The following is a 24,745-nucleotide window of genomic DNA, read 5'->3' on the forward strand; positions in this document are numbered from 1 at the left end:
GAGACTAGCACGAACGTCTTAGGCGATCGCCTTGCGCGATCGCCCAAATCCGGGTTACCGTTGCCGGCATGCAGAACAGACGAGTCCTCATCTCCGGCGCGAGCGTCGCCGGCCCCGCCCTGGCCTTCTGGCTCCGCCGCTACGGCTTCACGCCGACCGTGGTCGAGCGCGCCCCTCGGCTCCGTGAAGGCGGCTACGCCGTCGACTTCCGCGGCGCTTCACTGCGCGTCCTCGACCGGATGGGCCTGCTCGGCCAGGTCGAAGCGGCGGCGACGAACATGGGTGAAGTGACCTATGTGGACGAAGGGAACCGGCCGCTGGTCGTCACGCCGCCGACGTTCCAGAGCGGTGAGCTGGAGATCCTGCGCGGCGACCTCTCGCGCATCCTGTACGACGCCACGAGCGGCGACGTCGAATACGTCTTCGGCGACTCGATCACCGGCGTCACCGAGCACGGCGACGGCGTCACGGTCACCTTCGAACACGGCGCGCCGCGCGAGTTCGACCTGGTCGTGGGCGCCGACGGGCTGCACTCGAACGTGCGCTCGCTCGTCTTCGGCGACGAGTCCCGGTACCGCCATGACCTCGGCTACTACGTCTCGATCTTCACCGTGCCGAACCACCTCGGTCTCGACCACGTCGGCCGGTTCTACAACGAGCCGAACCGCACGATCGGCGTCTACAGCGCCCGCGACCACGCGGAAGCGAAAGCCTTGTTCTGGTTCGGTTCCGAGCCGCTCGCGTACGACCACCGCGACGTCGAAGGTCAGCGCCGGATCGTCGAGGAGACCTTCGCGGACGCGGGCTGGGAGGCGCCGGCCCTGCTCGACGGGATGCGGCGGGCGCCGGACTTCTACTTCGACTCGGCGAGCCAGATCAAGCTCGACACGTACTCGACCGGCCGGGTCGCGCTGGTCGGCGACGCCGCGTACTGCGCCGCGCCGCTCTCGGGCATGGGGACGAGCCTGGCGGTCGTCGGCGCGTACGTGCTGGCGGGCGAGCTCGCGGCGGCCGGCGGCGACCACGCGACGGCGTTCACCGCCTACCACGAAGAGATGCGCGAGTTCGTCGCCGTGTGCCAGAAACTGGGTGAGGGCAACGGGAAGTGGTTCGTGCCGCCGACCCGCGCGTGGATCCGGCTGCGTAACCTCAACCTGCGGCTGCTGCCGCACCTGCCGTGGCGCAAGGTGATCGAGCAGCTGCCGCTCAAGGCGGGCAACGCGATCACGCTCAAGGAGTATGCGAAGGTGCCGGCGTGACGCCCCGGCGCCGAGCGATGCCGGCCATGTTCTCCTCGCCCCAGTCGCCCAGCGGCAGCAGCGCGGTGTTCAGCCGCTGACCGAGGCCGGTCAGCGAGTACTCGACCTTCGGCGGGACCTCGCGGAACACCTCGCGGTGCACGAGCTCGTCCGCCTCCAGCTCCCGCAGCGCCTGGATCAGCATCTTCTCGCTGATCCCCGTCACCTTGCGCCGCAGCTCACCGAACCGCAGCGGCCCGGCGTGCAGCGCCCACAGGATCAGGGCCTTCCAGCGGCCGCCGACGACGTCGATCGCGGCGTCCAGCCCGCACCGGTAGCTTCGGGTCAGCATGCAGGATCCTTACGTTTTGGTGAGTACCCGACCAATTAGTCGGTACTTGTCCAGTGTAAAGCGCTTCAGCAGCATGATGGGCATGGGAGAAAGCAAGAAACAAGTGGGCGTGCTCGGCCTGGGGCGGATGGGCGCCGCCCTCGCCGGCGCGCTCTTGGGGGCGGGCCACGACGTCGTGGTGTGGAACCGGTCGCCGCTCAAGGCCGGCCCGCTGCTGGACCGCGGCGCCCGGCTCGCGGCGACGCCCGCGGAGGTCGCCACGGCCGACGTCGTGCTCAGCTGTCTGTCCACACACGACACTCAACAGCCGGTGCTGGAGGAGCTGACGCCGGCGGTGCTGGTGAACCTCACCTCCGGCACACCGGAGCAGGCCCGCGACGTCGCGAAGTGGGCGGCCTCGCGGGGAATCGACTACGTGGACGGCGTGATCATGGCCGTCCCGCAAGGCATCGGCACGCCGGCCTCGCGGATCCTCTACGGCGGCTCGGCCACGGCGTTCGAGGCACACCGCGAGGTGCTGGAAGTGCTGGGGGAGCCGGTGTTCCTCGGCGAGGACGCCGGGCTCGCAGCGCTGTACGACCTGGCGCTGCTGGGCATCATGTGGTCGACGATGAGCGGCTACCTGCACGCGCTCGCGCTGGTCGGCACCGAGGGGATCACGCCGGAGCGGTTCACGCCGATGGCGTTGCCGTGGCTCTCGGCGGTCGGCGGGTTCCTCACCGGCATGAGCGCCCAGGTGGCGAGCGGCGACTACACGACGGACGTCTCGGCCCTGGACATCAACGCGGCCGGGCTGGAGCTGCTGGTCGAGACGAGCCGGGCGCAGGGCATCAGCACGGTCGTGCCCGCGACGCTGGCGGAGTTGTTCACCCGCGCGGTCGACGCGGGCCACGGCGCGCACGCGATCGCGAGTGTCATCGAGGAGATCCGGTGAAGTACCTGGGAAAGAAGGCCGTCGTCACCGGCGGCACGCACGGGATGGGCCTGGCGGTGGTCCGCGCGCTGCTCGACGGCGGCGCGGAGGTGCTGCTGACCGGCCGCGACGTCTCGTCGTCGCGCGGAAAGCTGCCGGGCAAAGCTCACCTGCTGTCCTCGGACGCGGCCAGCCTGGCCGACATCGACACGCTGGGCACGGTCGCCGCGGAGACGCTCGGCGAGCTGGACCTGGTGTTCGTCAACGTCGGTTTCGCGACCTTGACGCCGTACGAAACGGCGACGCCCGAGGTCTACGACCGCACGTTCGACGTCAACACCAAGGGCGCGTACTTCACGGCGCAGCGCTTGGCGGGCCTGGTGCGGCCCGGGGGTTCGTTCGTGTTCACGACGTCGGTCGCGGCGGAGGCGGGGATCGCCGGCATGGGCCCGTACTCGGCGGCGAAGGCGGCGGTCCGGTCGTTCGCCCGGACGTACGCGGCCGAGCTGGCCCCGCGCGGGATCCGGGTGAACGTGGTCAGCCCGGGTTACACGGATACGCCGACGATGGGTGTGACCGGTGTCCCCGCGTCCGTCCTGGCCGCGTTCAAGGCCACAGGCGACGAGGTGACGCCGTTGAAGCGCCACGCGACCGCGGAGGAGGTGGCGACGGCGGTGCTGTTCCTGGCCTTCGACGCGACGTTCACCACGGGCGCGGACCTCCCGGTGGACGGCGGCCTCGGTCAGCGTCTGACCCTGCCCGCCTAACCGCCGTGAAGGGCACCCTCAGGGACTTCAAAGCCCTGAGGGTGCCCCTCACGGCACGTCAGCCGAGGTGGATGGCGAGGCCGGTGCCGCCGGGCGCGTGGGCGGGGCGGAGGACGAGGTCGTCGTCGTAGTCGCCGCCGTTCTGGGTGCGGAACCCCAGTGGCTCCGCGGTGTCCAAGGTGGACAGTCGCGTGCGCAGCCGGTCTTGGGACTCGGCGAACTCCGCCGGCGACACGCGGTCCGCGCCGTACACCGCGACCGGGGGCAGGACCGCCATCCCCGCGTAGAACAGCGTCCCGTGGTGCAGCGGGAAGAGGATGTCGTTCAGCGGACCGTTGATCCCGCGCGGGCCGAGGGCGGGTTCGCGGGCGCCCGCGCTCAGGACCACCATCGCGCGTTTGCCCGCGAGCCTGCCTTCGCCGTAGCGGAGCGTGCGGCCGTCCCCGGCGCGGACGCCGTAGCCGAAACCCTTCACGAACACCCGGTCGAACCAGCCCTTGAGGATCGCCGGCATGCCGTACCACCACAACGGGAACTGCACGACGACGGCGTCCGCCCAGGCCAGCTTTTCGTGCTCGGCCACGATGTCCGCGCTCAGCTCACCACCGGCGTACGCGCGGGCGGACGTCGCCCCGACGACCAGCCGCTCGTCCCCGGCTGCCGCGCCGAAGTCGTCCGCGTCCACGACCGGGTTCCACTTCATCGCGTACAGGTCCGACTCCCGGACGTCGTGACCTAGCTGTTTGAGCGTCCGGAGCCCGTCGTCGCGGAGGGCCCCGCTCAGCGAGCGCGGCTCGGGATGCGCGAATACCCACAAGACGTTCATGACCTCGATCATCACGCCGCCCGCGGGCGCGATCGAGTGGCCCGATGGCCAACCTGTGCAAGAATCGAGCCATGGCCGAATTCACGCACCCCGAGCGTCACCACGTCGCCGTGCTGGTCCGGCACGGCATGCTCGTGATGGAGCTCGGCATCGTCCACCGCCTGTTCGGGCAGGCCCGCTCGGCGGCGGGCGAGCCGCTGTACGAGGTCGTGACCTGCGCACTCGAGCCGGGACTGGTCCGCACCGACTCCGACTTCACCATCCCGGTCGACCGCGGCCCGGAGGTCATCGCCGAGGCCGACACGGTGATCGTCCCGGCGTCCCGCGCCGAGTACGAGCCCATGGCGCGGGTGCTGACGCCGGCCCTCGAGGCCGCGCTGGAGCTGATCCCGGCGGGCGCGCGGATCGCGTCGATCTGCACGGGCGCGTTCGTGCTCGCCGCGGCCGGCCTGCTCGACGGCCGCCCGGCCACCACGCACTGGCGCTCCGCCGAGGAGCTCCAGGAGCGGTTCCCCGAGGTCCGGGTCGACCCGTGCGTGCTCTACACCGAAGACGGCAACGTGCTGACGTCCGCCGGGGTCGCCTCCGGGATCGACCTGGTGCTGCACATGATCCGCCGCGACCACGGCGCGGCCGTCGCCAACGAGGTCGCCCGCGGCACGGTCGTGTCCCCGCACCGCGAAGGCGGCCAGGCCCAGTTCGTCCGGCGGCCGGTGCCCGAGCCGCGGACGTCGTCGACCAAGGCCGCCCGCGCGTGGGCGCTGGAGAACCTGCACCGGCCGCTGACGCTGCGCGAGCTCGCCGCCCGCGAGGCCATGAGCACCCGCACGTTCACCCGCCGCTTCCGCGAGGAGGTCGGCATCTCGGCGCTGCAATGGCTTACGCAGCAACGGGTCGAGCGCGCCCGCCAGCTCCTGGAGGAGTCGGACCTGCCGGTCGACCGCGTCGCGGCCGAAGCCGGTTTCGGCACGGCGGCGTCCCTGCGCCAGCACTTCCAGGCCGCACTCGGCGTGTCACCGAGCGCTTACCGCGGCACGTTCCGCGGCGAACTGGCCGCGCAGGCCGGCTGAATCCCGCCGGCGTGGCCGGCGAGTGCTACGTCAGCCACAGCCGGTTCACCGACCCGGGCCCGCATGCGGGCCGGCTCGACGGAACGCCGGCCCGCCACGACGACGTGGCGTTCGACCTCCTCGACGTCCCCCGCGACCGCTTCCTGGTCGGCGCGGCCGCGTGGACCGCCGCCCGCGCCGGCGACGTCGACCCGGCCCGGCCCGGCCCGGCCGAGCCGGCCCGCGCGGCCGAGCTGCCGGCCGACCCGGACGTCGAGCAGCTGCGGGTGGTCTTCGAAGCCGACGACGTCCGCGTGCCGCCGGTGATCCGTTCGGTCATCCCGCCGGGGCCGGTTCCGGTCGAAGTCGTGCTGCGGTGACCAAGGTGATCCGCAGCGCCGCCAGCCGCGCCGGGTCGGCGACCACGTCGTAGCCGGCCACCCGCTCTCCCTCGATCGTCACCAGCAACGCGAGCGTCAGCCGGCCGCGTGGGGCCACGACCACGCCGACGAAGCCGTCGATCAGCGCCGGTTCCGCGAAGTACGCCCGCTTGCCGAACACCTGCGTCTCCTCCGCCACCGCGCGGGCGCCGCGGACTTCGAGCGGCGCGCCGACCGGCAACGCGGCCGCGTCGGCGCGGCGGACGACGTCCGGGGCCAGTACCGCGAGCAGCTCGCCGAGGTCGCCGCCGCGGGCCGCGGTCAGGAACGCGTCGACGACCCGGCGGTGCCGGGCGAGGTCGGTGGCGGGCAGGGGAGACGTGCCCCGGACGCGGTGCCGCGCGCGGCTGGCGAGCTTCTTCGCCGCCACCGGCGTGCGGTCCAGCACCGGCGCGATCCGGTCGAACGGCACCGCGAACAGGTCGTGCAGCACGAACGCGACCCGTTCGGCGGGGCCCAGCGCGTCGAGCACCACGAGCAGCGCGCGGCCCACCGAGTCGGCCAGCTCCACCTCGCCCGCCGGGTCGGCGTCGGCGGCCGGCTCGGGCAGCAGCTCGACCGGGTCCTCCCGGCGCGCCTTGCGCGAGCGCAGCGCGTCGAGACACACGCGGGCGACGACCGTGGTCAGCCAGGCCGCGACGTTGTCGACGCCGTCTGCCCGGCTCAGCCGCAGCCAAGCCTCCTGGACCGCGTCGTCCGCCTCGGCCGCGGAGCCCAGCATCCGGTGCGCCAGCCCGCGCAGCCTGCCGCGCTCGGCCTCGAACCGTTCCGCCAGCTCGTCCATCGGTCACCTTCCGCTCGCCTCAGCCGTCGCTCTCCTGACGAATCCCCGCGACCCGAGGTGACCGATGAGCTTGCTGACCCCGGCCGACCTGGGCGACTGGCGCCTGCCGAACCGCGTGGTGCTGGCGCCGACGACCCGCGCCCGCGGCCGCGTGCCCACGGACCTGCACGCCGAGTACTACGCGCAGCGTGCGAGCGCCGGGCTCGTCATCACCGAGGGGACCTGGGTGAGCGACCGGGCCGTCGGCTTCCCGGACGTGCCCGGGGTGCACACCGAGGAGCAGGTCGCCGGGTGGCGGCGGGTCACGGACGTCGTGCACGCGCTCGGCGGCCGGATCGTGCTGCAGCTGTGGCACACCGGCGCGGTGTCGCACGCGGAGTTCCTCGGCGCGCGGCCGGCGGGGCCGTCCGCGGTCGATCCGGCGGAGTCCGTGCACACGCCCAGCGGCCGGCGGCCCACGGTGACGCCGCGGGAGATGAGCGCCGGCGAGATCGAGCGGACCGTCGAGGACTACCGGACGGCGGCCGGGAACGCCCGGCGCGCCGGGTTCGACGGCGTCGAGGTCGCCGCGCACGGCGTCTACCTGCTCGCGCAGTTCCTGCACCCGCGGCTGAACCGGCGCCGCGACGCGTACGGCGGTTCGGCGCAGGCCCGGCGGAAGCTGGTGCTGGACGTCGTCGACGCCGTGGCCGGTGCCGGGATCGCCGTGGGCGTGCGGCTCGCGCCGTACTGGACCGGGGGACTGTTCACTGTGGACGATGGTGTCCGGGCCGACCTCGACGAGCTGGTCCGCGAACTGGGCTCGCTCGCCTACCTGCACCTGCGCGGACCGGACACGGGCCCGGACTTCGCCGCCTTCGCGCGTTATCGGCGGCTGTTCGACGGACCGCTGATCGTCAACAACGGCTTCGACCGGGACTCGGGAAACGCCGTGGTCGAGGCCGGGATCGCCGACGCCGTCTCCTACGCCCGGCACTTCGTCGCGAACCCGGACCTGGTGACGCGGTTCGCGCTCGGCCGCGACCTCGCCGCCGGCGACCCGGCGACGTACTACTGCGGCGGGGTCGACGGATACCTGTGCCACGGCTGATCACTCCTCCGGACACCAGAGGGCCAGCTCGCTCCCGCCCGGCTCGCGGAAGTGGAACCGCCGCCCGCCGGGGAAACCGAACGGCTCGACCGTGACCACCCCACCGGCGGCCTCGACGGCGGTGCGGGCGGCCGCGAGGTCGTCCGTGCGGATCGTGACGAGGGGCGCGGGGGCTTGCGCGGCCGCGTCCGCCTGGAACCCGAAGGTGATCCCGGCCGCGCGGACGTCCGCGTACTCCGGGCCGTACGGCGTGACCGCCCACCCGAACGCGTGCTCGAAGAACCGGCCCGACGCCGCGGACGACGTGGACGGGAACTCGACGAAGTCGACTTCGTACATGCCGCCGACGCTAGCGGCGGCCACCGACAAAATCGGCCGGATGGCCAGTCGGCCACGACCGGACGACCGATGTGGGTGACCGCGCCGAGCCGCGAAGCTCGTCCCCATGAACACGAGCACGAAGATGATCGGCGTCGGCGCGGCACTGGTGGTCACCCTGACCGGGTGCGGTCTCAAGGAAGGCATCGACGAGAACGCGAACGGGCACGTCAAGACCGTCGGCTACGACAGCGGCGCGGACGGCAAGAAGAACCAGGACGCGCGGCTGCCGGGCTGGGTGCCGGACCAGGCGAAGGGGGTCACCGAGGTCATCCGGACCACGGGATCCGAGCGGCTCCTGAAGTTCACGACCGCGGCCCTGCCGCCGACCTGCGTGCTGGGCGCGCCCACGAAGACGGCGGCCACGCTGACCGCCGACTGGTGGCCGCACGGCGCGGAGACCCGGACCGACCGGATCTGCGAGGACTGGCACGTCTTCGCCGCCGACGGCGCGGTGTTCGCCTACAAGCCGGAGACGATCGAGCAGAAGCTGTGACTCAGGCGGGGCGGCCCGCGCCCGCGTAGTCGTCGCCCTTCGAGTGGTACGTGTGGATCTGGATGGCCTGGCCCTCGGTCGGCGCGTTGATCATCAGGCCGTTGCCCAGGTACAGGCCGACGTGGTGGATGCGGGTCGCCGGGCTGCCGTAGAACACCAGGTCGCCCAGGCGCGGCTCCTGCGACGGCGGGACCGCCGGGATCGCGCGGAACTGGCTGTCGGCCGTGCGCGGCAGCGCGACGCCCGCGCTGTCGTACGACGCCTTCGTCAGGCCCGAGCAGTCGAAGCCGGCCGCGCCCGCGTCCGGGCCGTTGCCGCCCCAGACGTACGGGAGGCCGAGCTGGCCGAGGGCGAACCGGGCCGCCTGGACCGACGGGGTGCCCGCGCGGGCCGGGTCGAGCGAGAGCGTCGCGTACAGCTGGGCCGTGCCGAGCACGCGCTGGCGGAACAGCTCCGCCTCGCCGCCCGGGTGGTAGCTCGCGATCGCCTTCCACCAGCCCGCGCCGGCGCCGAGGTCGGTGCCGCCCGCGCAGAGCGACCGGCCGGCCGCGACCGACGCCGAGCTGGGGTCGTCCGCGGCGGGCTTCGCGACGCCCGGGATGCTCGCGCCGTACTTCTTGAACTGCGCCGCCGACAGCCCGAGCAGGCTCCCGCCGCCGCGGCCGTGGTTCGACGCGGCCGAGCCGACGCCGGCGAGCGTGACCCACGACAGGTGGCACGACGGGTCTTCGCCGCGCAGCGCCAGCTCGCCGTTGGCGTAGCCGATGAGCGCGTTCGCGGGGATGTCGAGGGGCCCGGCCAGCTGGTCGGCCCACTGCTGCAGCGGGGTCTTGCCGCCCGCGCCGGACGCGCCCTGACCCGGCTCCTGGGCCTTCACCGGTGCGCTCACCTCGAGGACCGACGGGCCCGACGCCGCGCCGGCGGCCGTCGGCAGCGGCGGCGCGGCGGCCGGTGCGGGCTCCGGGGTGCGGTCCGCCAGCAGCCAGCCCGCCGTGACCAGCCCGGCGACGAGCGGGAGCGCGACGAGGCCGCGCAGGGCCGCACCACGAGCCCAGGAAGTCGGCTTGGTCGTCACGGGGTCCAACTTAGAAGAGCGCACCTCTGTGTGAACGAGCGAGCGGCTTGCACGTTAGGGGGACTCCCATATGGTGGGCACATGCCTGAGATCGACGCCGCCCGCCTGAGCGCGGCGCTCAAGGACCGCTACGCGAAGATCGACGTCGTCGACACGACCGGGTCCACCAACGCCGACCTGCGCAAAGCCGTCGACGACGGCGCCGCGGACCGGACCGTGCTGCTGGCCGAGACGCAGACCGCGGGGGTCGGCAGGCGCGCCCGGAGCTGGAGTTCGCCGAAGGGCGCGGGGCTGTACCTGAGCGTCGCGCTGCGGCCCTCCGGCGTGTCGTTCGCGGCGCTCGGGTCACTGTCCGTCGTCGCCGGGCTCGCCGTCCGCGCGGCCGCCGCCGGTCTCGGCGTCGACGCCGTGCTGAAGTGGCCGAACGACGTCCTCGTCGGCGGCGCGAAGTGCGCCGGCATCCTCGCGGAGGCCGTCGGCGGCACCGATCCCTCGATCGTGCTCGGGATCGGGCTCAACGTCCTGCCGCTCGGCGACGTCCGGCCGGGGCCCGGCGGGCTGCCCGCGACGTCGCTCGCCGAGCACGGCGCCACGACCACCGACCGCACCGACGTCGCCATCGCGCTGCTCACGGAGTTCGACGACCTCGAACGGCGCTGGCGCTACGCGGCCGGCGACCTCACCGAAGCCGGCCTGCTCGGGGACTACCGCGCCCACTGCGCGACCCTCGGCCAGGACGTCGAGGTGCAGCTGCCGGACGGGACGTCCCTCGTCGGCCGAGCGGCCGACATCGACGCCGCGGGGCAGCTCCAGGTCGACATGGCGGGCGGTCAGCGGCACACCGTGTTCGCGGGTGACGTGGTGCACGTCCGCCCGGCCTGAAAGTTTGGGGCGTTGCACGTACCGGCCAGGCGTCTCGCCGGTACGGTGGGACGACACCGCCGCACCGACCTTGGGAGCGTCCGCCGTGGCTTATCCGGACGATTTGCTCAGCGAGCAAGAGCACGTCGTGGTGCACAGTCACCCGCACTTCAAGATGCTGATCTTCCCGACGCTCGCGCTGCTGGTCACCCTGGGCGCGGGCACCTGGCTCGCGATCCTCGCGAGGGACGCCGGCTCGCCGTGGAACACGGTCGGGCTGATCGCCATCGGGGTGGTCGCTCTCGTGCTGGTCGTGTGGCTGTTCCTCACGCCGTTCGTGCGCTGGCGCACCACCCACTTCATCGTGACGACCGACCGCCTCATCGCCCGCGAGGGTGTGCTGAAGCGCACCGGCATCGACATCCCGATGAGCCGCATCAACAGCGTCCAGTTCGAGCACGGCCTGCTCGACCGGGTCTTCGGCTGCGGCACGCTGATCATCGAGTCGGCGTCGCACGAGCCGCTGCGGTTCGAGGACATCCCGCACGTCGAGCGGGTGCACACGGTGATCTACCGCGAGGTCAACGACAACCCGAACGACGACTACCACGCGCCGGCGCCCCAGCAGACCGAGCCGTTGCCGCCGCAACCGCGCGGCGACCGACGACGCTGATGGGCACGCGTGAACTGGGCCTGCCGGAACGGGTCCCCGCCGCGGGTGAATTACCGGAGCGGGTCACGATCTGGGAGGTCGGCCCGCGGGACGGCCTCCAGAACGAGAAGACGATCGTCCCGGTCGAGGTCAAGCTGGAGTTCCTCGACCGGCTCGCCGCCGCGGGCCTGACGACGCTGGAGGCGACCAGCTTCGTGCACCCGAAGTGGGTGCCGCAGCTGGCCGACGCCGAGCGGCTGCTGGCCGGGCTGGACCGCCGCGACGGCGTCCGCTACCCGGTGCTGGTGCCGAACGAGCGCGGCCTGGACCGCGCCCTCGAAGCCGGCGTCGAGCACATCGCGATCTTCGCGAGCGCGACGGAGACGTTCGCGCGCAAGAACCTCAACTCCTCACTCGACGAGCAGTTCGCGATGTTCGAGCCGGTGGTCACGCGGGCCCGCGAGGCCGGGCTGGACGTCCGTGGCTACCTGTCGATGTGCTTCGGCGACCCGTGGGAAGGCGTCGTGCCGGCGAAGCAGGTCGCCGGCGCGGGCCGCCGGCTGCTGGAGCTGGGCTGCACGCAGCTCTCGCTCGGCGACACCATCGGCGTCGCGACGGCGGGGCAGGTCGAGACGCTGATCGGGCTGTTCGGCGATGTCGGTACTTTGGCCGTGCACTTCCACGACACCTACGGTCAGGCTCTGGCCAACACCCTCGCGGCGCTCCGATGTGGAGTGTCTACTGTGGATTCGTCGGCGGGCGGCCTCGGGGGCTGCCCATACGCCGAGTCGGCCACCGGCAACCTCGCCACCGAGGACCTCGTGTGGATGCTGGACGGGCTCGGCGTCGCCCACGGCGTCGACCTGGCCGCCCTGGTGGCGACCAGTACGTGGATGGCGGGACAGCTCGGCCGCCCGAGCCCGTCCCGGGTGGTCGCCGCGCTGAGCTGACCTCGGTTGACCCGGCTGTGGCGGGGTGCGGTATCAAGGGGGACCGGCAGCGCCGCGGCCGCGTCGAAGAGTTCTGTGCCCGTGGGCACCGACCGAGCCGGAGGATGGGTGTGACCGAGCCTTCCGAGGCGGGCTCCGAGCCGGTCGAGGTCGACCTCGACCCGGATCTGGATACCGGGCCGATCCGGCTGCCCGGCTACGGCTTGACGGACTCGGGCGCGTTCGAAGAGGCGCCGACGCCGCCTTCGGGCAGCCCCGCGCCGTGGCCGCACGCGGTGTCGCCGCTGCTGCCGCCGTACCCGCTGCCCCCGGCCCCGCCGGCACCCGCCGGCCCGCCACCGCCGGTCGCGGGCCCGCCGATGAGCCCGGGCTCGCCCACGCCGCTGCCGCCGCTCGGCTCGCCGCGCACGGAACGGGAAAGCGTTGTCGCGCTGTTCCTGGTCCACATGTTCCCGATCGGGCACCTGCCGATCGCGATGGACAAGCCCGCGTTGCAGCTGCCGCTGCCCGACGACCCGGACGGCTTCCCGCCCAACGACCACCCGGACGCCCGGCTGATCTTCGACGACCAGGCCCTCACCAACGTCACCGCGGGGTTCCGCCGGTCGCCGACCGCGGCGCCGCTGCCGGTCCCGCGGTACGTCACCGCGGACTACGTGCCGTACGCGCACGCGACGCAGGCCGTGTGGATCCGCCGGTTCGTCCTCGGTGACGGCCCGCTCGGGCCCGAGTACGCCTGGCCGCCGGGTGAGCAGTACCCCGACGGCAGCCTGTACCGCGCGGTGCCGGTGATGGTCCCGGTCGACACCGTGCTCGACCGCTTCGGACCGGCGTACGGGCGCGTTTTCGCCGCCGACGGCACACCGTTCGGGGAACGCTCGCTGCCGCCGGGCACGCGCGACGCCGAGTACCGGCGGTACGTCGTCGTGCGCAAGGTGCCCATGTGGCGCTCGGAATCGGCGCACTGGTTCGGTCAGGTCGGCGGTGGCACCCGGTACCGGGCCCTGCTGGGAGCGGACGAACTCGTCACCCTCGGCTACCTGGCCGAGGCCAAGGGGGAGGACGCATGAACACGCAGTCGATCCAGCGCTGGCTCGGCGTGCTGGGGGTGCCGACCGAGGTCGTCTCGCTCGGCGCCGAGGTCGACAACGCCTGGTGCCTGATGCAGGGCGAAGACGGGGCGTGGGAGGTGTTCTGGCGCGAACAGGGCAACCGCTACGACTGGGCCCGGTTCACCAGCGAACAGGTCGCGTGCCACTACCTCTTCGGCCGGCTGGCCTGGGCGCAGGTCGCCCGCGGCGCCGTCGGCCTGCTGCCGGGCAAGTAAAAGCCGTGAAGGCCTCCTTCCCGGCCATAAGAGCCGGTAAGGAGGCCTTCACGGCTTTGGGGCTCAGCTCACGGCGTAGGTGAAGACGTGCGCGGCGCCGGCGCCGGTGGACGTCGGCAGGGTGATGCCGCAGACCTGCTTGGCCGGGTCCAGGGCGATCGGCGCCGTCGCGAACAGGTACGACGTGTACGGCCGCGACAGCCGGAACATGTACCGCGGGAACGCCGAGTTCACGTACGGCACCTGCGCGACGACGGTGTTCCCGAACTGCGGGGTCTCCGTGCCGCCCTGGAGCAGCCACTCCGACAGGCCCAGCGCGCCCTGCTGCGTCGAGCCGTCGGTGTAGGTGACGGTGACGCTGCCCTGCGCGTCACCGCCGGTCGCCGAGCCGAGGAACGACAGCTTCGTCGCACCCGCCGGGGCGTCGACCGCAAGCGTTTGCCCTGAGGCGATCACGTTGTCCGGTGATCCGGCCGGGCTCGACGGCCAGGTGAACTCCCGCACCTTCCCGCCCGGCTTGACGCCGCTCTTGGCCAGGCCCTGCGCGGAGTAGGCGAACTGGCCGGGGTAGAGGTCGGTCCCGCCGAAGTCGCCGTACTGGACGAACCGGTCGTCCGTGACACCGACGTTCGTGCTCGCCGCCTGCAGCGTCCCCGGCTTCCCGACGGTCACCGGCAGGTACGACGGCAGCTGCCCGCCGAACTCCACCGGCACGCTCGTGTAGGCGTCCGGCGTCCCGGCGGCAGCGGTGACCTTCACCTGCTGCGACGCCGTGCCGTGGGCGCCCACCGTGAGCGTCCCGCTCGACGGCGTCACGGTGATCCCGGCCGGCGGCTTGGCGTGCCAGGTCACCCTGCCCTGGCCGGTGATGCCTTCGGCCGTCACGGACGCGGTGGTCGAGCCGCCGGGCGCGACGACGATCCGGCCCGGGCCGACGCGGCCGCGCACCGGCACCTCGCCGTCGCGGAAGGACGGCGGAGCGTCCGAAGCGCCGGAACCCCACGACGTCGGCGACGTGCCGAGCGTGAAGTCCAGCCGGCCGCCGTTCACCGCGAACGACTCCGGCAGCCACGGCTTCGTGCTCGCCTTCCCGTTCACCTTCAGGCTCTTCACGTACTTCACCGAGCTGGACGCGCCGGGCGCGGTGATCGTGAGCCGCTGCCCGGTCGCCCGGGTGAGCGTGATCTTCGGGAACATCGGGCTGGCCAGCACCATCTCGGCGCGCCCGGGCGCCTCCGGGTACATGCCGAGCGCGGCGAAGACGTACCACGCCGACGTCGCGCCGAGGTCGTCGTTGCCGGGCAGGCCGTCTTCGGACGGCTTGAACAGCAGCTCCGCCGAGCGGCGCACGATGTCCTGCGTCTTCGACGGCGCGCCCGCGTACGCGTACTCCCACGGCACCTCGAACGACGGTTCGTTCGACATGAACGCGTACGGCGAACTGGCGTCGCTGTTCAGCTTCGTGAAGAAGAAGTCGAGACGCTTCTTGACGGCGTCGTCGCCGCCCATCGCGTCGAAGAGACCGCGGACGTTGTACGGCACCATCCACGTGTACTGCGCCGCGTTCCCTTCCTGGTAGCGCATTTCCTGGTACTCCGCGGGATCGAACGGCGAGAGGAACTGGCCGTCGCGCATCCGGGTCTGCAGGTAGCCGGTGGCCGGGTTGTAGACGTTCTCCCAGTACTGCGCGCGGGTCATGAACTGCCGGTAGGTGCTCTTCTGACCGAGCCGTTGCGCCAGCTGTGCGATGCCGAAGTCGGCGGTGGTGTCTTCGAGCATGTCCGAGACGTTGTTGGGGTGGTAGCCCAGTGTCTGGTAGTCGGACAGGCCCGGGCGTTCGAGGGCGCGTTCACCCGCCTGCTGGACGCGGGTGGCGCCGGTGACCATCGACTTCAGCGCCTGCGCGGCGTCGAAGTCCGTGGCGCCGAAGGCGTACGTGCTGGCGATGATCGAGTGGTACGGGTCGCCGCCCATCACGCCCATGAAGTCGTTGTTCTGCGACCAGCGGTCCCAGACGCCGCCGGCCTGGTTCGCCTGGTTGAGCATGGACTGCGCCATGTCGGCGGCCTCGTGCGGCGCGAGCATCGACAGCAGCTGGACCTCGTCGCGGTAGGTGTCCCAGCCGGAGAAGTTCGCGTACTGCGCGTGGCCCGGTTTCGCGCGGTGGATCGCCTTGTCGAAACCGGGGTAGCGACCGTCCACATCGGAGAAGACGTTCGGCTGCAGGAGGGTGTGGTAGAGCGCGGTGTAGAAGGTGCGCGTGGCCGCGTCCGTGCCACCTTCGACGGCGATCTGGTTCAGGCGCGCGTTCCAGCTCTGGCGGGCCTTGGCCTTGACGGTGTCGAAGGAGTCCTGCCGCTGCTCGGTCTTCGCGTTGAGCCGCGCGCCGTTGGCGTCTACATAGGACAGTCCGACGCGGACCTGGACCGGCTTGGCCGGGTCGAAGCTCAGGTAGGCGCCCGCGCCGCCGTCGGGCGTGACGACCTGCTTGTCCCAGGTGTCCTTGCTCAGGTCGCCGCCGCGGGCGGTGGTTGCGCCGGGCGTCACGGCGGCGTTCTGCCAGGTGCCGGACGTCGAGAACGGCTGGTCGAAGGAGGCGGTGAAGTAAACCTTGTAGGTGTTGGGGCCACGGCAGAAGTGCCCGCTCGACACCCAGCCTTCGACGGTCCGCGTGGCCGGGTCGACCGTCACGGACGCGTCGTCGCTGCCCATCGCGGACTGGGCGACGTCGATCAGGAGCGTCGCGGGGGAGTTCTTCGGGAAGGTGAACCGGCCGAGGCCGGAGCGCTGCGTCGCGGTCAGCTCGGTGGTGATGCCGGAGCCGGTGGTCACCTTGTAGTAGCCGGGGGACGCGGACTCGTCGGGGTGGCTGAAGGTGGGGAAGTACTGGGTGGCGTCGACCGCGGGCGACGTCGTGATGGTGCCCGCGAACGGCAGGAACGGGATGTCACCGGCCGCGCCGCCGCAGCCGGCGCCGTTGAAGTGGGTGAGGCTGAAGCCGCGGAGCTTGTTCTCTTCCCAGGCGTAACCGCCGTCGCGGTCGCGGGCGTAGTACCGGCCCTGCCCGGCGGGTGGCTTGGGCTGCAGGGGCGTGTCGGGGCTCCACTGGACCATGCCGAAGGGGACGTCGGCGCCGGGGAAGGTGTCGCCGGCGTAGGTGTTGGTCTCGGGGGTGTCGCCGGCCTTGGCGCCGACGAAGGGGTTGACGTAGGCGGCGAGGTCCTTGGCGTGGTCGGGCTCGGCGTGGGCGGGGGTGGCCACGGCTGTGATGAGGGGAACGATCAAAGCCGCGGTGACGACTCTGCGCATGCTCTTCCTCCCGGGGTGAGCGGGTCACCGCGGGGGCTGACAACGTTGTCAGAGAGCAGGGGTGACCCGGCGAGCACTGGGAGTGAATCACCGGCGGTTCGGACCGGTCAAGAAGTGCCCGCCAAGCGGCCTATCCCGTCAACGCTTGAGGATCCCCAGCACGTCGTCGTGCAGGAGGCCGTTCGACGACAGGGCGCTTCCGTTGTCGTAGCGGCCCGCGCCGTCCAGGTCCGAGAAGCGGCCGCCCGCTTCCGTGACGATCACCTGCGCCGCCGCGACGTCCCAGGGGTTCACGATGCACTCGGCCGCGACGTCCATCGCGCCCTCCGCGACCAGGACGTGCTGCCAGAAGTCGCCGAACGCGCGGGACTCCCAGCACGCGTCGAGCAGGTCCAGGTACTTCTCGCGCGAGTGGTACTCGCGCCACGAGTTCACGTCCGTGGTGGACACGTAGGCGTCCGAAAGGGAGGAAACGCCGGAAACCGACAGCTGCCGGGTCCCGGCGGAGTCGGACGAGAACGCCCCGGCGCCCGTAGCCGCCCACCAACGGCGGCCCAGCAGGGGCGCGCTGATCATGCCGACGACCGGGTCGCCGTCGACCACCAAGGCGATCAGGGTCGCCCAAACGGGTACACCCCGCAGGAAGTTCTTGGTGCCGTCGATCGGGTCGAGCACCCAGGCCCGGCCGGTCGCGGCCGAGCCGCCGCGCTCCTCGCCGAGCACGGCGTCTTCCGGCCGCTCCGCCGCCAGCACCGCGCGGATCGCGTCTTCGACGGCGGTGTCCGCGTCGGTCACCGGGGTGCGGTCGGGCTTGCGCTCCACCCTCAGGTCCAGGGCGCGGAAGCGCGCCGTCGTGATCGCGTCGGCGGCGTCAGCCAGCCGGGTGGCGAGGGCCAGATCATCTCCGTAGCCAGGCACGGTCACGATGGTTTCACGCCTCCCCGCCGTAGAGTTGGCCAGGTGAGCATGGTCCTACTCGCCGAAGACGATCCGGCTATCGCCGAACCGCTCTCCCGCGCCCTCGAACGTGAGGGATACGAGATCCACGTCGTCACCGACGGCCCTTCGGTGCTCGACGCCACCGCCGCCCAGCGCGTCGACCTGCTCGTCCTGGACCTGGGGCTGCCCGGGATGGACGGGCTGGAGGTCTGCCGGCGCCTCCGGGCCAACGGCACCGAGCTGCCCGTCCTGATGCTCACGGCCCGGACCGACGAGGTCGACTTCGTCGTCGGCCTCGACGCCGGGGCCGACGACTACGTCGCCAAGCCGTTCCGGCTGGCCGAGCTCCTCGCCCGGATCCGCGCGCTGCTGCGCCGCCGGGTGCCCGAGGTGCTCGAGGCCGGCGGGGTCCGGATGGACCTCGGCGCCCGGCTCGTGACCGTCGACCTGCACGAGGTGCAGCTGGCGAACAAGGAGTTCGAGCTGCTGCGCGTCCTGATGACCCGCGCCGGGCAGGTCGTCAGCCGCGACGAGATCCTCGCCGAGGTGTGGAACGACCTCGAGTCGAAGACGTCCAAGACGCTCGACATGCACATGTCGTGGCTGCGGCGGAAGCTCGCCATCGCCGCCGACGAGGCCGCCGGGCGCACCAGCAAGACCCACGACGGCGAACGGCGGATCGCCACGGTCCGCGGCGTCGGCTTCCGCTTCAACGCCGAATAAGCCGTGCGCCGCCGCATCCTGCTGGCCATCCTCCTCGCCGTCGCGGTCACCGCGGCGGTGCTCGGTACCCCGCTGGGCATCGTCGCGAGCTGGCAGATCGAATCGAGCTACCGGGAGACGCTCGCGGAAAACGCGCGCGCGGCGGCGGCGATCCTCGACACCGAGATCGCGAACGGCGAGGAGATCGACCTCGACCAGGTGCGGGCCGCGGTCCCGGTCAACGGCCTGCTGACCGTCCGCGCCAGCAACCAGATCGAGAAGCGCTACGGCAGCGACCCGGGCCCCGACACCGTCACCGAGACGGCCGACCTGGCCCGCGACGGCAAGGTCGAGATCGCCGTCCCGGCCGGCCCGATGCACGAGCGGCAGACGACGGTGACGCTCGTCGTCATCCTGCTGGTGCTGCTGTCGATCACCACCGGCGCGGTGGTGGCGCTGGTGACGGCCCGGCGGCTGGCCAAACCGCTGCGGCACGTCGCCGAACGCGCGTCCCGGCTCGGCGGCGGCGACTTCCGGCCCGACCCCAGCCGCTACGGCGTCGGCGAGCTCGACATGGTCGCCGAGGCGCTGGACGCGTCCGGCACCGCGCTCGCCCAGCTCGTCCAGCGGGAACGGCAGCTGGTCGGGGACGTCTCGCACCAGCTGCGCAGCCGGCTGACGGCGTTGCAGCTGCGGCTCGAACCGCTCACCGTCCACCCGGACGGCGAAGTGGCCGACGAGTCGAAGGCGGCCCAGGAGCAGGCGGACAGGCTCGCCGAGGCGCTCGAAGGGCTGCTGGCGGCCGCGCGCGCCGCGCGTGAGGTCGGCGCCGAACCCGTCGACCTGCCGAACCAGCTGCCCAAGATGGCGCAGGAGTGGCGCGAGCTGCTCCGCTCGGAGGGCCGCAACCTGCGGATGCGCGTCGCCGACGGCCTGATGGCGCGGGCCACGCCCGGGCGCCTGCGCGAGGTCATCGGCGTCCTGCTGGACAACGCGCTGCGCCACGGCTCGGGCACGGTCAGCGTGGTCGCCCGCCGCGGCGACGCCGAGGGCACGGTGGTCGTCGAGGTCAGCGACACCGGCTCCGGCGTCCCCGACGAGCTCGCCCCGCACATCTTCGAACGCGGTTTCTCCGGCGGCGGCTCCACCGGCGTCGGGCTGGCGCTGGCCCGGGCCCTGGTCGAGGCCGACGGCGGCCGGCTGGAGCTGTCGAACCGCCGTCCGGCCGTGTTCAGCCTGTTCCTCAAGGTCCCCAAGCCGAGCGACGTCCCCGAGGTGCGCTGGCCCGCCGAGCGCGTCCCGCGTTAACCGATGTCGGCCGTCACGAGCAGGACGAACCCGGCTCGCGCGGGCATGCCGAGGCTCGTCCACAGCTGGGCCGGATCGGTCGCGCCCAGCTCCACCCGCAGCGGCGATTCGGCGCTGAGGACGGCGTTCAGCGCGGCGTCGAGCAGGTCGTGCTCCTCCCGGACCGCCCCGGCCCGCGCGGTGACGAGGTAGGAAAGCGCGCAGCGCCGGGCCGCGCGCTTCCCCTCCCTCTCTTCTTCCGCCCCGACGGCGTCGCGCAGCGCGAAGAGGAACAGCTCCACGCTCCGCACCTGCGACTCCGTCTGCCAGGCCGGTTTCGGCGGATCGAGCCGGATCTGCGTCCCCGCGGGCAGGCAGGGGCGCAGCAGCCGGCACAAGGCGTCGTCGACCTGGGCGATCATGGGTCACATCAGCCCTTCGCGGAGGGCGTAGGCGACCGCGTGCGACCGGTTGCGCAGCTGGAACCGGTTGGTCACGTCGTGCAGGATGCTCTTCACCGTGCGCTGCGAGTAGCTCAGCCGGTCGGCGATCTCCTGCGTCGAACACCCGGCCGCGACCAGGCGCAGCACCTCCGTCTCGCGGTTGCTCATGCCGCCCGCGGACAGGCCGCGCGGCTCGAGCACCTGGCGCTGCAGGCGGGACACCCGGTTCAGCAGCCGGCCGAGCAGGTCGGGAGGCAGAGCACCCTCGCCGGCCGCGGCGGCCTTGATCAGCCGGACGAGCACCTCCGGGCCGGCGTCGGCGCGGCGGGCGACCACGCAGACGCCGTGCTCGACGGCGCCCAGGACATCGTTGTCGTCGACCTCGCCCGCGACCAGCACGATCCGGGTGAAGCCCTGGTGGTGCAGCGCGGACAGCAGCCGGGTCATCGGCTCGTCGAGCCGGTCGGCGACCAGCAGCGCGACCCCCGCCGACGCCGCCGGGTCCCCGTCCACCACCCGGACGTCGGCACGCGAACGCAGCGCCACGCAGACGCCGTTGTGCAGGATCGGATCGGTGGCACGCACCACCACCGGCGTCCGGTCGGATTCGAACATCGCCCCCCATTCCCCTCGCCCGGTGCAGGCCCTCCAGCCTGCCCGCCGGGGTGTCCCGGGCGCATGGGACCGGTGTCCCGATGTCGCCCGGGTCAGGGGAGCCCGAGGCCGGCTTCGCGGGCCCGGACGATCGCCTCGGCCCGGTCCGCGACGTGCAGCTTGGCGAAGACGTTCGAGATGTGGTTGCGCACCGTTTTCGGGCTCAGGCACAGCATGTTCGCGATGACGCCGTTGTTGTGCCCGGCCGCGATCAGCGAAAGCACTTCGCGCTCGCGCCCGGTCAGCTCCGGGAACACCGGGTCGCTGACCGGCGGCGGCCGGCTGAAGAAACCGAGGACGCGGTTGGCGACGTCGGGCCCGAAGATCGCCTCGCCGCGCGCCACCGCGCGCACGGCCCGCACGATCTCGTCCGGCTCGGCGTCCTTGAGCAGGTAACCGCGGGCGCCGGCGCGCATCGCCGCGAAGACCGACTCGCTTTCGTCGGCCATCGTCAGCATCAGCACGCTGGCGTCCGGGCACTCGGCCACGATGTGCCGGGTCGCCTGGATCCCGGACAGGTCCGGCAGGTGCAGGTCCATCACCACGACGTCCGGGCGCAGCGCCGCGGCCGCGCTGATCGCGTTCGCGCCGCTCGCCGCCTCGCCCGCGACCTCGATGCCGGGCTCGGCGGCCAGCAGCGTGCACACGCCGAAGCGGAACAGCGGGTGGTCGTCCACGACGAGGACGCGCAAGCCGCCGGCCACCCGCCTCACCTCCCCGCCGTCACCCCCGGTAATGGTAGGTGAACGCGGCCGCGTTCTCACGCGCCCAATCGGTGAAGGTCAGCGGCGGCCGGCCGAGCAGCCGCTCGACGGTGCCGAAGACGACGTGCTCGTGATCGGCGGACGCCTGCTTCAGCGCGAAGAAGCCGTCGACGGCTTCGGCGGGCCAGCCGTACATGCGCGTCATGCGTTGGCGGGCCGCGCTTTCCGACTCTTCGACGTACTCGATCTCGCGGCCGAGTGCGTCCGACAGGATCGCGACCTGCCGTTCGGTGGTGAGCGCCTCGCCGCCGGTGAGTTCGTAGGTCGCGCCTTCGTGGCCGGACGTCGTGAGCGCGAGCGTCGCGACCGCGGCGATGTCCCGGACGTGCACCAGCGCGGACGCCGGGTCGCCTTCGGGCACGTACACGGCGTTCTCCTCGCGAATGGTGCGCAGCCAGGCGAAGCGGTTGTCCATGAACGCGCCGGGCCGCAGGATCGTCCACGCCGGACCGGCTTCGCGCACGGCCTGCTCGGCTTCGGCGTGGGCCAGCGTGATCGGATCCGTCTGTCCGAAGTGGACACCGGTGGTGGACAGCTTGACGAGGTGGGTGACACCAGCGTTCGCGGCGGCCTTCGCGATGGCTCCTTCGTGCTGGAACCCTTGCGTGAGCACGAAAACGCGGTCCGCGCCGGCGAGCAGCGCGGGCAGGTCGGCGGTGTGGAGGTCGGCCTGGACGACGTCGGCGCGCGGGTCGATCCGGGCCTTGGCCGGGTCACGCGTCAGCGCGCGGACCGCGGCACCGGCGTCGAGCAGGGCGGGGACGAGGGCGCGGCCGACCTTGCCGGTGGCGCCGAGGACGAAGATCATCAGGGTTCTCCTAGTGGTGGTCGCGGAGCGGCACGTGCGGGAGCGCGAACGCCGTGACGAGGGCGAGCGCGAGCACGGGCAGCAGGGCGAGGAAGACGCCGTGGGTCCCGGCGCCGTAAGCGAAGCCGAGCGCGACCGGGCCGAGGGCCGAGCCGAGCGCGCGGGCGAGGTTGATGCCGGCGGCGACCGCGCCCCGGTCCGCGGCCGGCGCCGTGTTCTGCGTGGCCATCGCGAGAACCTGCAGGTTCAGCCCGGCCGCGAGACCGAAGACGACGAGGCAGGACAGGACGAGCGGCAGCCCGTGCACCGTGGTGAGGCCGAGCATCGCCAGGAGCCCGAGCGCCATGCTGAGCCGCGGCGCCCAGCGATAGTGGCCGGTGCGGGCGATGACCCGGCTCGCGACGGCCGACGAGACCGCCACGGCGATCGTCATCGGCACGAGCCGCAGGCCGCCTTCCGCCGGGCCGGCGTCGGCCTGCAGGAAGACCGCGACGTAGTTAATCGAGCCGAGGAAGGCGAACCCGGCGAGCACGCTGAGCACGACGGACACCGAGAACGTGCGGTCCCGGAACAGCCGCAGCGGGAGGACTGGCGCTTTCACCCGTCGTTTGACGAGCACGAAGGTGACGGCGGCCGCGGCACCGAGGGGGATCGACCACGGCGTCAGCAGCGTGAACCCGGTGATCGTCACCCCGAGCAGGACGACACCGGCGAAGTCGAACGGCGCGTCCCTGCGCCGCCGCGGCAGGTCGAGGTTCTTGAGCAGCGCGACGGCGACCAGGCCGAGCGGCAGGTTGACCAGGAAGATCGACCGCCACCCGGTCAGGCCGGTGAGCAGCCCACCGACGACCGGACCCGCGAGCGAGGCGACGGCGAAGCAGATCGAGAACCACCCGAAGTACTTCGCGCCTTCGCGGGGCGTGAACATCTCGCCGAGCGAAGCGCCGACGGAGACGAAGAGACCGCCGGAGCCGGCGCCCTGCAGGACGCGGCCGGCGACCAGCAGGCCGGCCGACGGCGCCAGGCCGCAGGCGAGCGAACCGAGCAGGAAGAGGGCGAGCGCGCCCAGGAGCACACGTTTGCGCCCGAAGACGTCACCGAGCTTGCCGTAGAGCGGCGCGGTGACGCTCCCGGCGAGCAGGTAGGCGGTGGTGACCCAGGCGTACGCCCCGGTCCCGCCGAACTCGGCGGCGATCCGCGGCAGGGCGGTGGCGACGACCTGGGCGTCGAGCATCGCGAGGAAAACGGACAGGAACAGCCCGACGAGGGCCGGCTTTTTGACATGTTTCTGGGCGCGCGAAGGCGCGGTTGTGATCAAGGGATGTCCTCGTGAAGAAGGGACGAGAGATGTCCGGACGCGTCGAAAAACGCGTCCCGTCGAGTCGGGAAAAGGCTCCATCGTCACCCGCGGACGGGTGCGACCTCTTCGCGCTCGGAAACCACCTCGAATCGTCCCGCTCGCCCGGCCGAACCCGGACGGCGTCCTCATGAAGGAACACTGACAGAGTTGACTGTAGACAACTACATGTCAGGAGACAAGTACTTTTCGGAGAGCGCTCAGCGCAGGCGGGTCACGTCACCGTTGTCGCGCCGGCGCTCGCCCAGCTCGTCCGGGAAGACCCACTTCTTGAAGCCCCAGAAGCGGAAGAACATCGCCAGCAGCATGCCGATGATCGACCCGCTCGCGAAGTCCGCGACCTCCATCACCAGCCGCGTGACGTGCGGGACTTCGAGGTCCAGCACGTACCGCGAGACGTACAGCGGGATCAGGTTCACCACGACGGCGACGCCGCTGATCACGAAGAACAGCGCGGCCTCGTGGGTGCGTTCCCGGCCGCCGCGGGTGCGGAACGACCACTCGCGGTTGAGGATGTACGACACGATCGTCGCGACGATGATCGCGATCGCCTTCGCCGTGGTCGGTTTCGACTCCAGCACGCTCAGCTTGAGGAAGTACCAGACGCCGTTGTCGACCACGAACGTCGTGCCGCCCACGATCGCGAACTTCAGCAGCTCCCGGTGCTTGATCAGCACCGAACGCAGTGGCTCCGGCGTGCGCTTGAGCACGGTCTCCACAACGGTCACACGACCCAGTCTAGGAGCACACCGCCGTGACCTGTGGTTCAGGCGGCCTTGCTGCCGTGAATGTCCGGATCATCCGCGGCTTCGGCGGCCGTGGCGACGGTGCGGGCGTCCTCGTCCGGGAAGACCCACTTCTTGAACGCCCACCAGCGGAACACCGTGCCGAGCAGGGTGCCGATGATGATGCCGCTGACGAAGTCGGCCACCTCGACGCCGAGCGGCGACAGCTGCGGCGCCTGCAGGTGCAGGACGTACCGCGAGAACCACTGCGGCAGCGCGTTCAGGCCCAGCGCGATCCCGCTGATCAGGAAGAACAGTGCGGCCTCGTGGTGGCGCTCGCGGCCGCCGCGGGTGCGGAACGACCACTCGCGGTTGGCGACGTAGGAAAAGATCGTCGCGACCAGGACGCCGATCATCAGCGCCGTGACCGGGTGGGTCCGCAGCACGGTGAACTTCAAGCCGTAGTTGACGGACATCGTGATCACGAAGCTGATCCCGCCGACAACGGCGAAGCGGAGGAGCTCGCGATGCTTTTTCAGCAGCTCGCGCACCGCGCGGA

At 72.1% G+C, this 24,745-nt stretch carries 28 protein-coding genes; 14 read left to right on the plus strand and 14 right to left on the minus strand.

What is annotated here, in order from left to right:
- The first annotated feature begins 68 nt into the window (after window positions 1–68).
- Window positions 69–1,259 (plus strand): FAD-dependent monooxygenase, encoded by a 1,191-nt coding sequence (locus tag MUY22_RS17220; protein WP_247060885.1) that lies wholly within the window; start codon window positions 69–71, stop codon window positions 1,257–1,259.
- Here MUY22_RS17220 and MUY22_RS17225 read toward each other — a convergent pair.
- Window positions 1,231–1,590 carry a helix-turn-helix domain-containing protein gene (locus MUY22_RS17225; RefSeq protein WP_247060887.1) on the minus strand — a complete coding sequence of 120 codons (360 nt, stop codon included), beginning with the start codon at window positions 1,588–1,590 and terminating at the stop codon, window positions 1,231–1,233. The two genes, MUY22_RS17220 and MUY22_RS17225, sit on opposite strands and share 29 nt — an antisense overlap.
- Window positions 1,591–1,672: 82 nt before the next feature.
- Here MUY22_RS17225 and MUY22_RS17230 point away from each other — a divergent pair, with 82 nt between their 5' ends.
- Window positions 1,673–2,524, plus strand: coding sequence for an NAD(P)-dependent oxidoreductase (locus MUY22_RS17230; RefSeq protein ID WP_247060889.1), 852 nt, complete (start codon window positions 1,673–1,675; stop codon window positions 2,522–2,524).
- The gene (locus MUY22_RS17235) at window positions 2,521–3,270 is read left to right on the plus strand and encodes an SDR family oxidoreductase (RefSeq protein WP_247060890.1); all 750 of its coding nucleotides are present in this window, start codon (window positions 2,521–2,523) and stop codon (window positions 3,268–3,270) included. The genes MUY22_RS17230 and MUY22_RS17235 overlap by 4 nt, the downstream gene beginning before the upstream one ends.
- Before the next feature lie 58 nt (window positions 3,271–3,328).
- On the opposite strand, the gene MUY22_RS17240 is transcribed toward MUY22_RS17235, so the two are convergent.
- Window positions 3,329–4,096, minus strand: a complete 768-nt coding sequence (locus tag MUY22_RS17240; RefSeq protein ID WP_247060891.1) for an NAD(P)H-dependent oxidoreductase — start codon at window positions 4,094–4,096, stop codon at window positions 3,329–3,331.
- Between the two features lie 71 nt (window positions 4,097–4,167).
- Here MUY22_RS17240 and MUY22_RS17245 point away from each other — a divergent pair, with 71 nt between their 5' ends.
- Window positions 4,168–5,166, plus strand: a complete 999-nt coding sequence (locus tag MUY22_RS17245) for a GlxA family transcriptional regulator (protein ID WP_247060892.1) — start codon at window positions 4,168–4,170, stop codon at window positions 5,164–5,166.
- Between the two features lie 11 nt (window positions 5,167–5,177).
- Entirely contained in the window at window positions 5,178–5,525 is a 348-nt protein-coding gene (locus MUY22_RS17250) for a hypothetical protein (protein ID WP_247060893.1), read from the plus strand.
- Here MUY22_RS17250 and MUY22_RS17255 read toward each other — a convergent pair.
- Window positions 5,482–6,369 carry a sigma-70 family RNA polymerase sigma factor gene (locus MUY22_RS17255; RefSeq protein WP_247060894.1) on the minus strand — a complete coding sequence of 296 codons (888 nt, stop codon included), beginning with the start codon at window positions 6,367–6,369 and terminating at the stop codon, window positions 5,482–5,484. The genes MUY22_RS17250 and MUY22_RS17255 overlap by 44 nt on opposite strands.
- Window positions 6,370–6,433: 64 nt before the next feature.
- Here MUY22_RS17255 and MUY22_RS17260 point away from each other — a divergent pair, with 64 nt between their 5' ends.
- Window positions 6,434–7,459, plus strand: coding sequence for an alkene reductase (locus tag MUY22_RS17260; RefSeq protein WP_247060895.1), 1,026 nt, complete (start codon window positions 6,434–6,436; stop codon window positions 7,457–7,459).
- On the opposite strand, the gene MUY22_RS17265 is transcribed toward MUY22_RS17260, so the two are convergent.
- Window positions 7,460–7,798 (minus strand): VOC family protein, encoded by a 339-nt coding sequence (locus MUY22_RS17265; RefSeq protein WP_247060896.1) that lies wholly within the window; start codon window positions 7,796–7,798, stop codon window positions 7,460–7,462.
- 106 nt (window positions 7,799–7,904) lie between these two features.
- Here MUY22_RS17265 and MUY22_RS17270 point away from each other — a divergent pair, with 106 nt between their 5' ends.
- Window positions 7,905–8,333: a hypothetical protein gene (locus tag MUY22_RS17270; protein ID WP_247060897.1), complete on the plus strand. Its 429-nt coding sequence runs from the start codon at window positions 7,905–7,907 to the stop codon at window positions 8,331–8,333.
- A 1-nt stretch (window position 8,334) separates the two neighbouring features.
- Here MUY22_RS17270 and MUY22_RS17275 read toward each other — a convergent pair whose 3' ends face one another.
- Complete coding sequence (locus MUY22_RS17275; protein WP_247060899.1) at window positions 8,335–9,408, minus strand: C40 family peptidase; 1,074 nt, start codon at window positions 9,406–9,408, stop codon at window positions 8,335–8,337.
- A gap of 81 nt (window positions 9,409–9,489) precedes the next feature.
- On the opposite strand from MUY22_RS17275, the gene MUY22_RS17280 reads away from it, so the two are divergent.
- The 5 genes from MUY22_RS17280 to MUY22_RS17300 all read left to right on the plus strand — a co-directional run bounded on the left by MUY22_RS17280 (window position 9,490) and on the right by MUY22_RS17300 (window position 13,198).
- Window positions 9,490–10,290, plus strand: coding sequence for a biotin--[acetyl-CoA-carboxylase] ligase (locus MUY22_RS17280; RefSeq protein ID WP_247060901.1), 801 nt, complete (start codon window positions 9,490–9,492; stop codon window positions 10,288–10,290).
- An 85-nt stretch (window positions 10,291–10,375) separates the two neighbouring features.
- The gene (locus MUY22_RS17285; protein ID WP_247060903.1) at window positions 10,376–10,942 is read left to right on the plus strand and encodes a PH domain-containing protein; all 567 of its coding nucleotides are present in this window, start codon (window positions 10,376–10,378) and stop codon (window positions 10,940–10,942) included.
- Complete coding sequence (locus tag MUY22_RS17290) at window positions 10,942–11,871, plus strand: hydroxymethylglutaryl-CoA lyase (RefSeq protein WP_247060904.1); 930 nt, start codon at window positions 10,942–10,944, stop codon at window positions 11,869–11,871. Before MUY22_RS17285 ends, MUY22_RS17290 begins: the two co-directional genes overlap by 1 nt.
- 110 nt (window positions 11,872–11,981) lie before the next feature.
- Window positions 11,982–12,941, plus strand: a complete 960-nt coding sequence (locus MUY22_RS17295) for a TNT domain-containing protein (protein ID WP_247060906.1) — start codon at window positions 11,982–11,984, stop codon at window positions 12,939–12,941.
- A complete protein-coding gene (locus tag MUY22_RS17300) occupies window positions 12,938–13,198 on the plus strand; it encodes a hypothetical protein (RefSeq protein ID WP_247060908.1) in 261 nt (86 codons plus the stop codon). The genes MUY22_RS17295 and MUY22_RS17300 overlap by 4 nt, the downstream gene beginning before the upstream one ends.
- A 63-nt stretch (window positions 13,199–13,261) precedes the next feature.
- Here the strand turns inward: MUY22_RS17300 and MUY22_RS17305 are convergent, their stop codons facing one another.
- Window positions 13,262–16,507: a GH92 family glycosyl hydrolase gene (locus MUY22_RS17305; protein WP_247060910.1), complete on the minus strand. Its 3,246-nt coding sequence runs from the start codon at window positions 16,505–16,507 to the stop codon at window positions 13,262–13,264.
- A gap of 138 nt (window positions 16,508–16,645) precedes the next feature.
- Window positions 16,646–17,431 carry a histidinol-phosphatase gene (gene hisN / locus MUY22_RS17310; RefSeq protein ID WP_247060912.1) on the minus strand — a complete coding sequence of 262 codons (786 nt, stop codon included), beginning with the start codon at window positions 17,429–17,431 and terminating at the stop codon, window positions 16,646–16,648.
- A gap of 42 nt (window positions 17,432–17,473) precedes the next feature.
- Between hisN and MUY22_RS17315 the strand changes: the two genes are divergently transcribed.
- Window positions 17,474–18,169 (plus strand): response regulator transcription factor, encoded by a 696-nt coding sequence (locus MUY22_RS17315; protein ID WP_247063947.1) that lies wholly within the window; start codon window positions 17,474–17,476, stop codon window positions 18,167–18,169.
- 3 nt (window positions 18,170–18,172) lie between these two features.
- The gene (locus MUY22_RS17320; protein ID WP_247060914.1) at window positions 18,173–19,456 is read left to right on the plus strand and encodes an ATP-binding protein; all 1,284 of its coding nucleotides are present in this window, start codon (window positions 18,173–18,175) and stop codon (window positions 19,454–19,456) included.
- Here the strand turns inward: MUY22_RS17320 and MUY22_RS17325 are convergent.
- The 7 genes from MUY22_RS17325 to MUY22_RS17355 form a co-directional block, all read right to left on the minus strand.
- Complete coding sequence (locus MUY22_RS17325; RefSeq protein WP_247060917.1) at window positions 19,453–19,857, minus strand: Pvc16 family protein; 405 nt, start codon at window positions 19,855–19,857, stop codon at window positions 19,453–19,455. The genes MUY22_RS17320 and MUY22_RS17325 overlap by 4 nt on opposite strands.
- Before the next feature lie 3 nt (window positions 19,858–19,860).
- Complete coding sequence (locus tag MUY22_RS17330) at window positions 19,861–20,493, minus strand: response regulator transcription factor (protein ID WP_247060919.1); 633 nt, start codon at window positions 20,491–20,493, stop codon at window positions 19,861–19,863.
- Between the two features lie 92 nt (window positions 20,494–20,585).
- A complete protein-coding gene (locus tag MUY22_RS17335) occupies window positions 20,586–21,236 on the minus strand; it encodes a response regulator transcription factor (RefSeq protein ID WP_247060920.1) in 651 nt (216 codons plus the stop codon).
- A gap of 19 nt (window positions 21,237–21,255) precedes the next feature.
- Complete coding sequence (locus MUY22_RS17340) at window positions 21,256–22,104, minus strand: NAD(P)H-binding protein (protein WP_247060921.1); 849 nt, start codon at window positions 22,102–22,104, stop codon at window positions 21,256–21,258.
- Window positions 22,105–22,114: 10 nt separating this feature from the next.
- A complete protein-coding gene (locus tag MUY22_RS17345) occupies window positions 22,115–23,422 on the minus strand; it encodes an MFS transporter (protein ID WP_247060922.1) in 1,308 nt (435 codons plus the stop codon).
- A gap of 239 nt (window positions 23,423–23,661) precedes the next feature.
- Complete coding sequence (locus MUY22_RS17350) at window positions 23,662–24,189, minus strand: GtrA family protein (RefSeq protein ID WP_247060924.1); 528 nt, start codon at window positions 24,187–24,189, stop codon at window positions 23,662–23,664.
- 38 nt (window positions 24,190–24,227) lie between these two features.
- Complete coding sequence (locus tag MUY22_RS17355; protein ID WP_247060925.1) at window positions 24,228–24,737, minus strand: GtrA family protein; 510 nt, start codon at window positions 24,735–24,737, stop codon at window positions 24,228–24,230.
- Window positions 24,738–24,745 lie beyond the last annotated feature (8 nt).

Origin of the sequence: Amycolatopsis sp. WQ 127309 (genome assembly GCF_023023025.1) — a bacterium.
In the GTDB taxonomy this organism is placed as follows: domain Bacteria; phylum Actinomycetota; class Actinomycetes; order Mycobacteriales; family Pseudonocardiaceae; genus Amycolatopsis.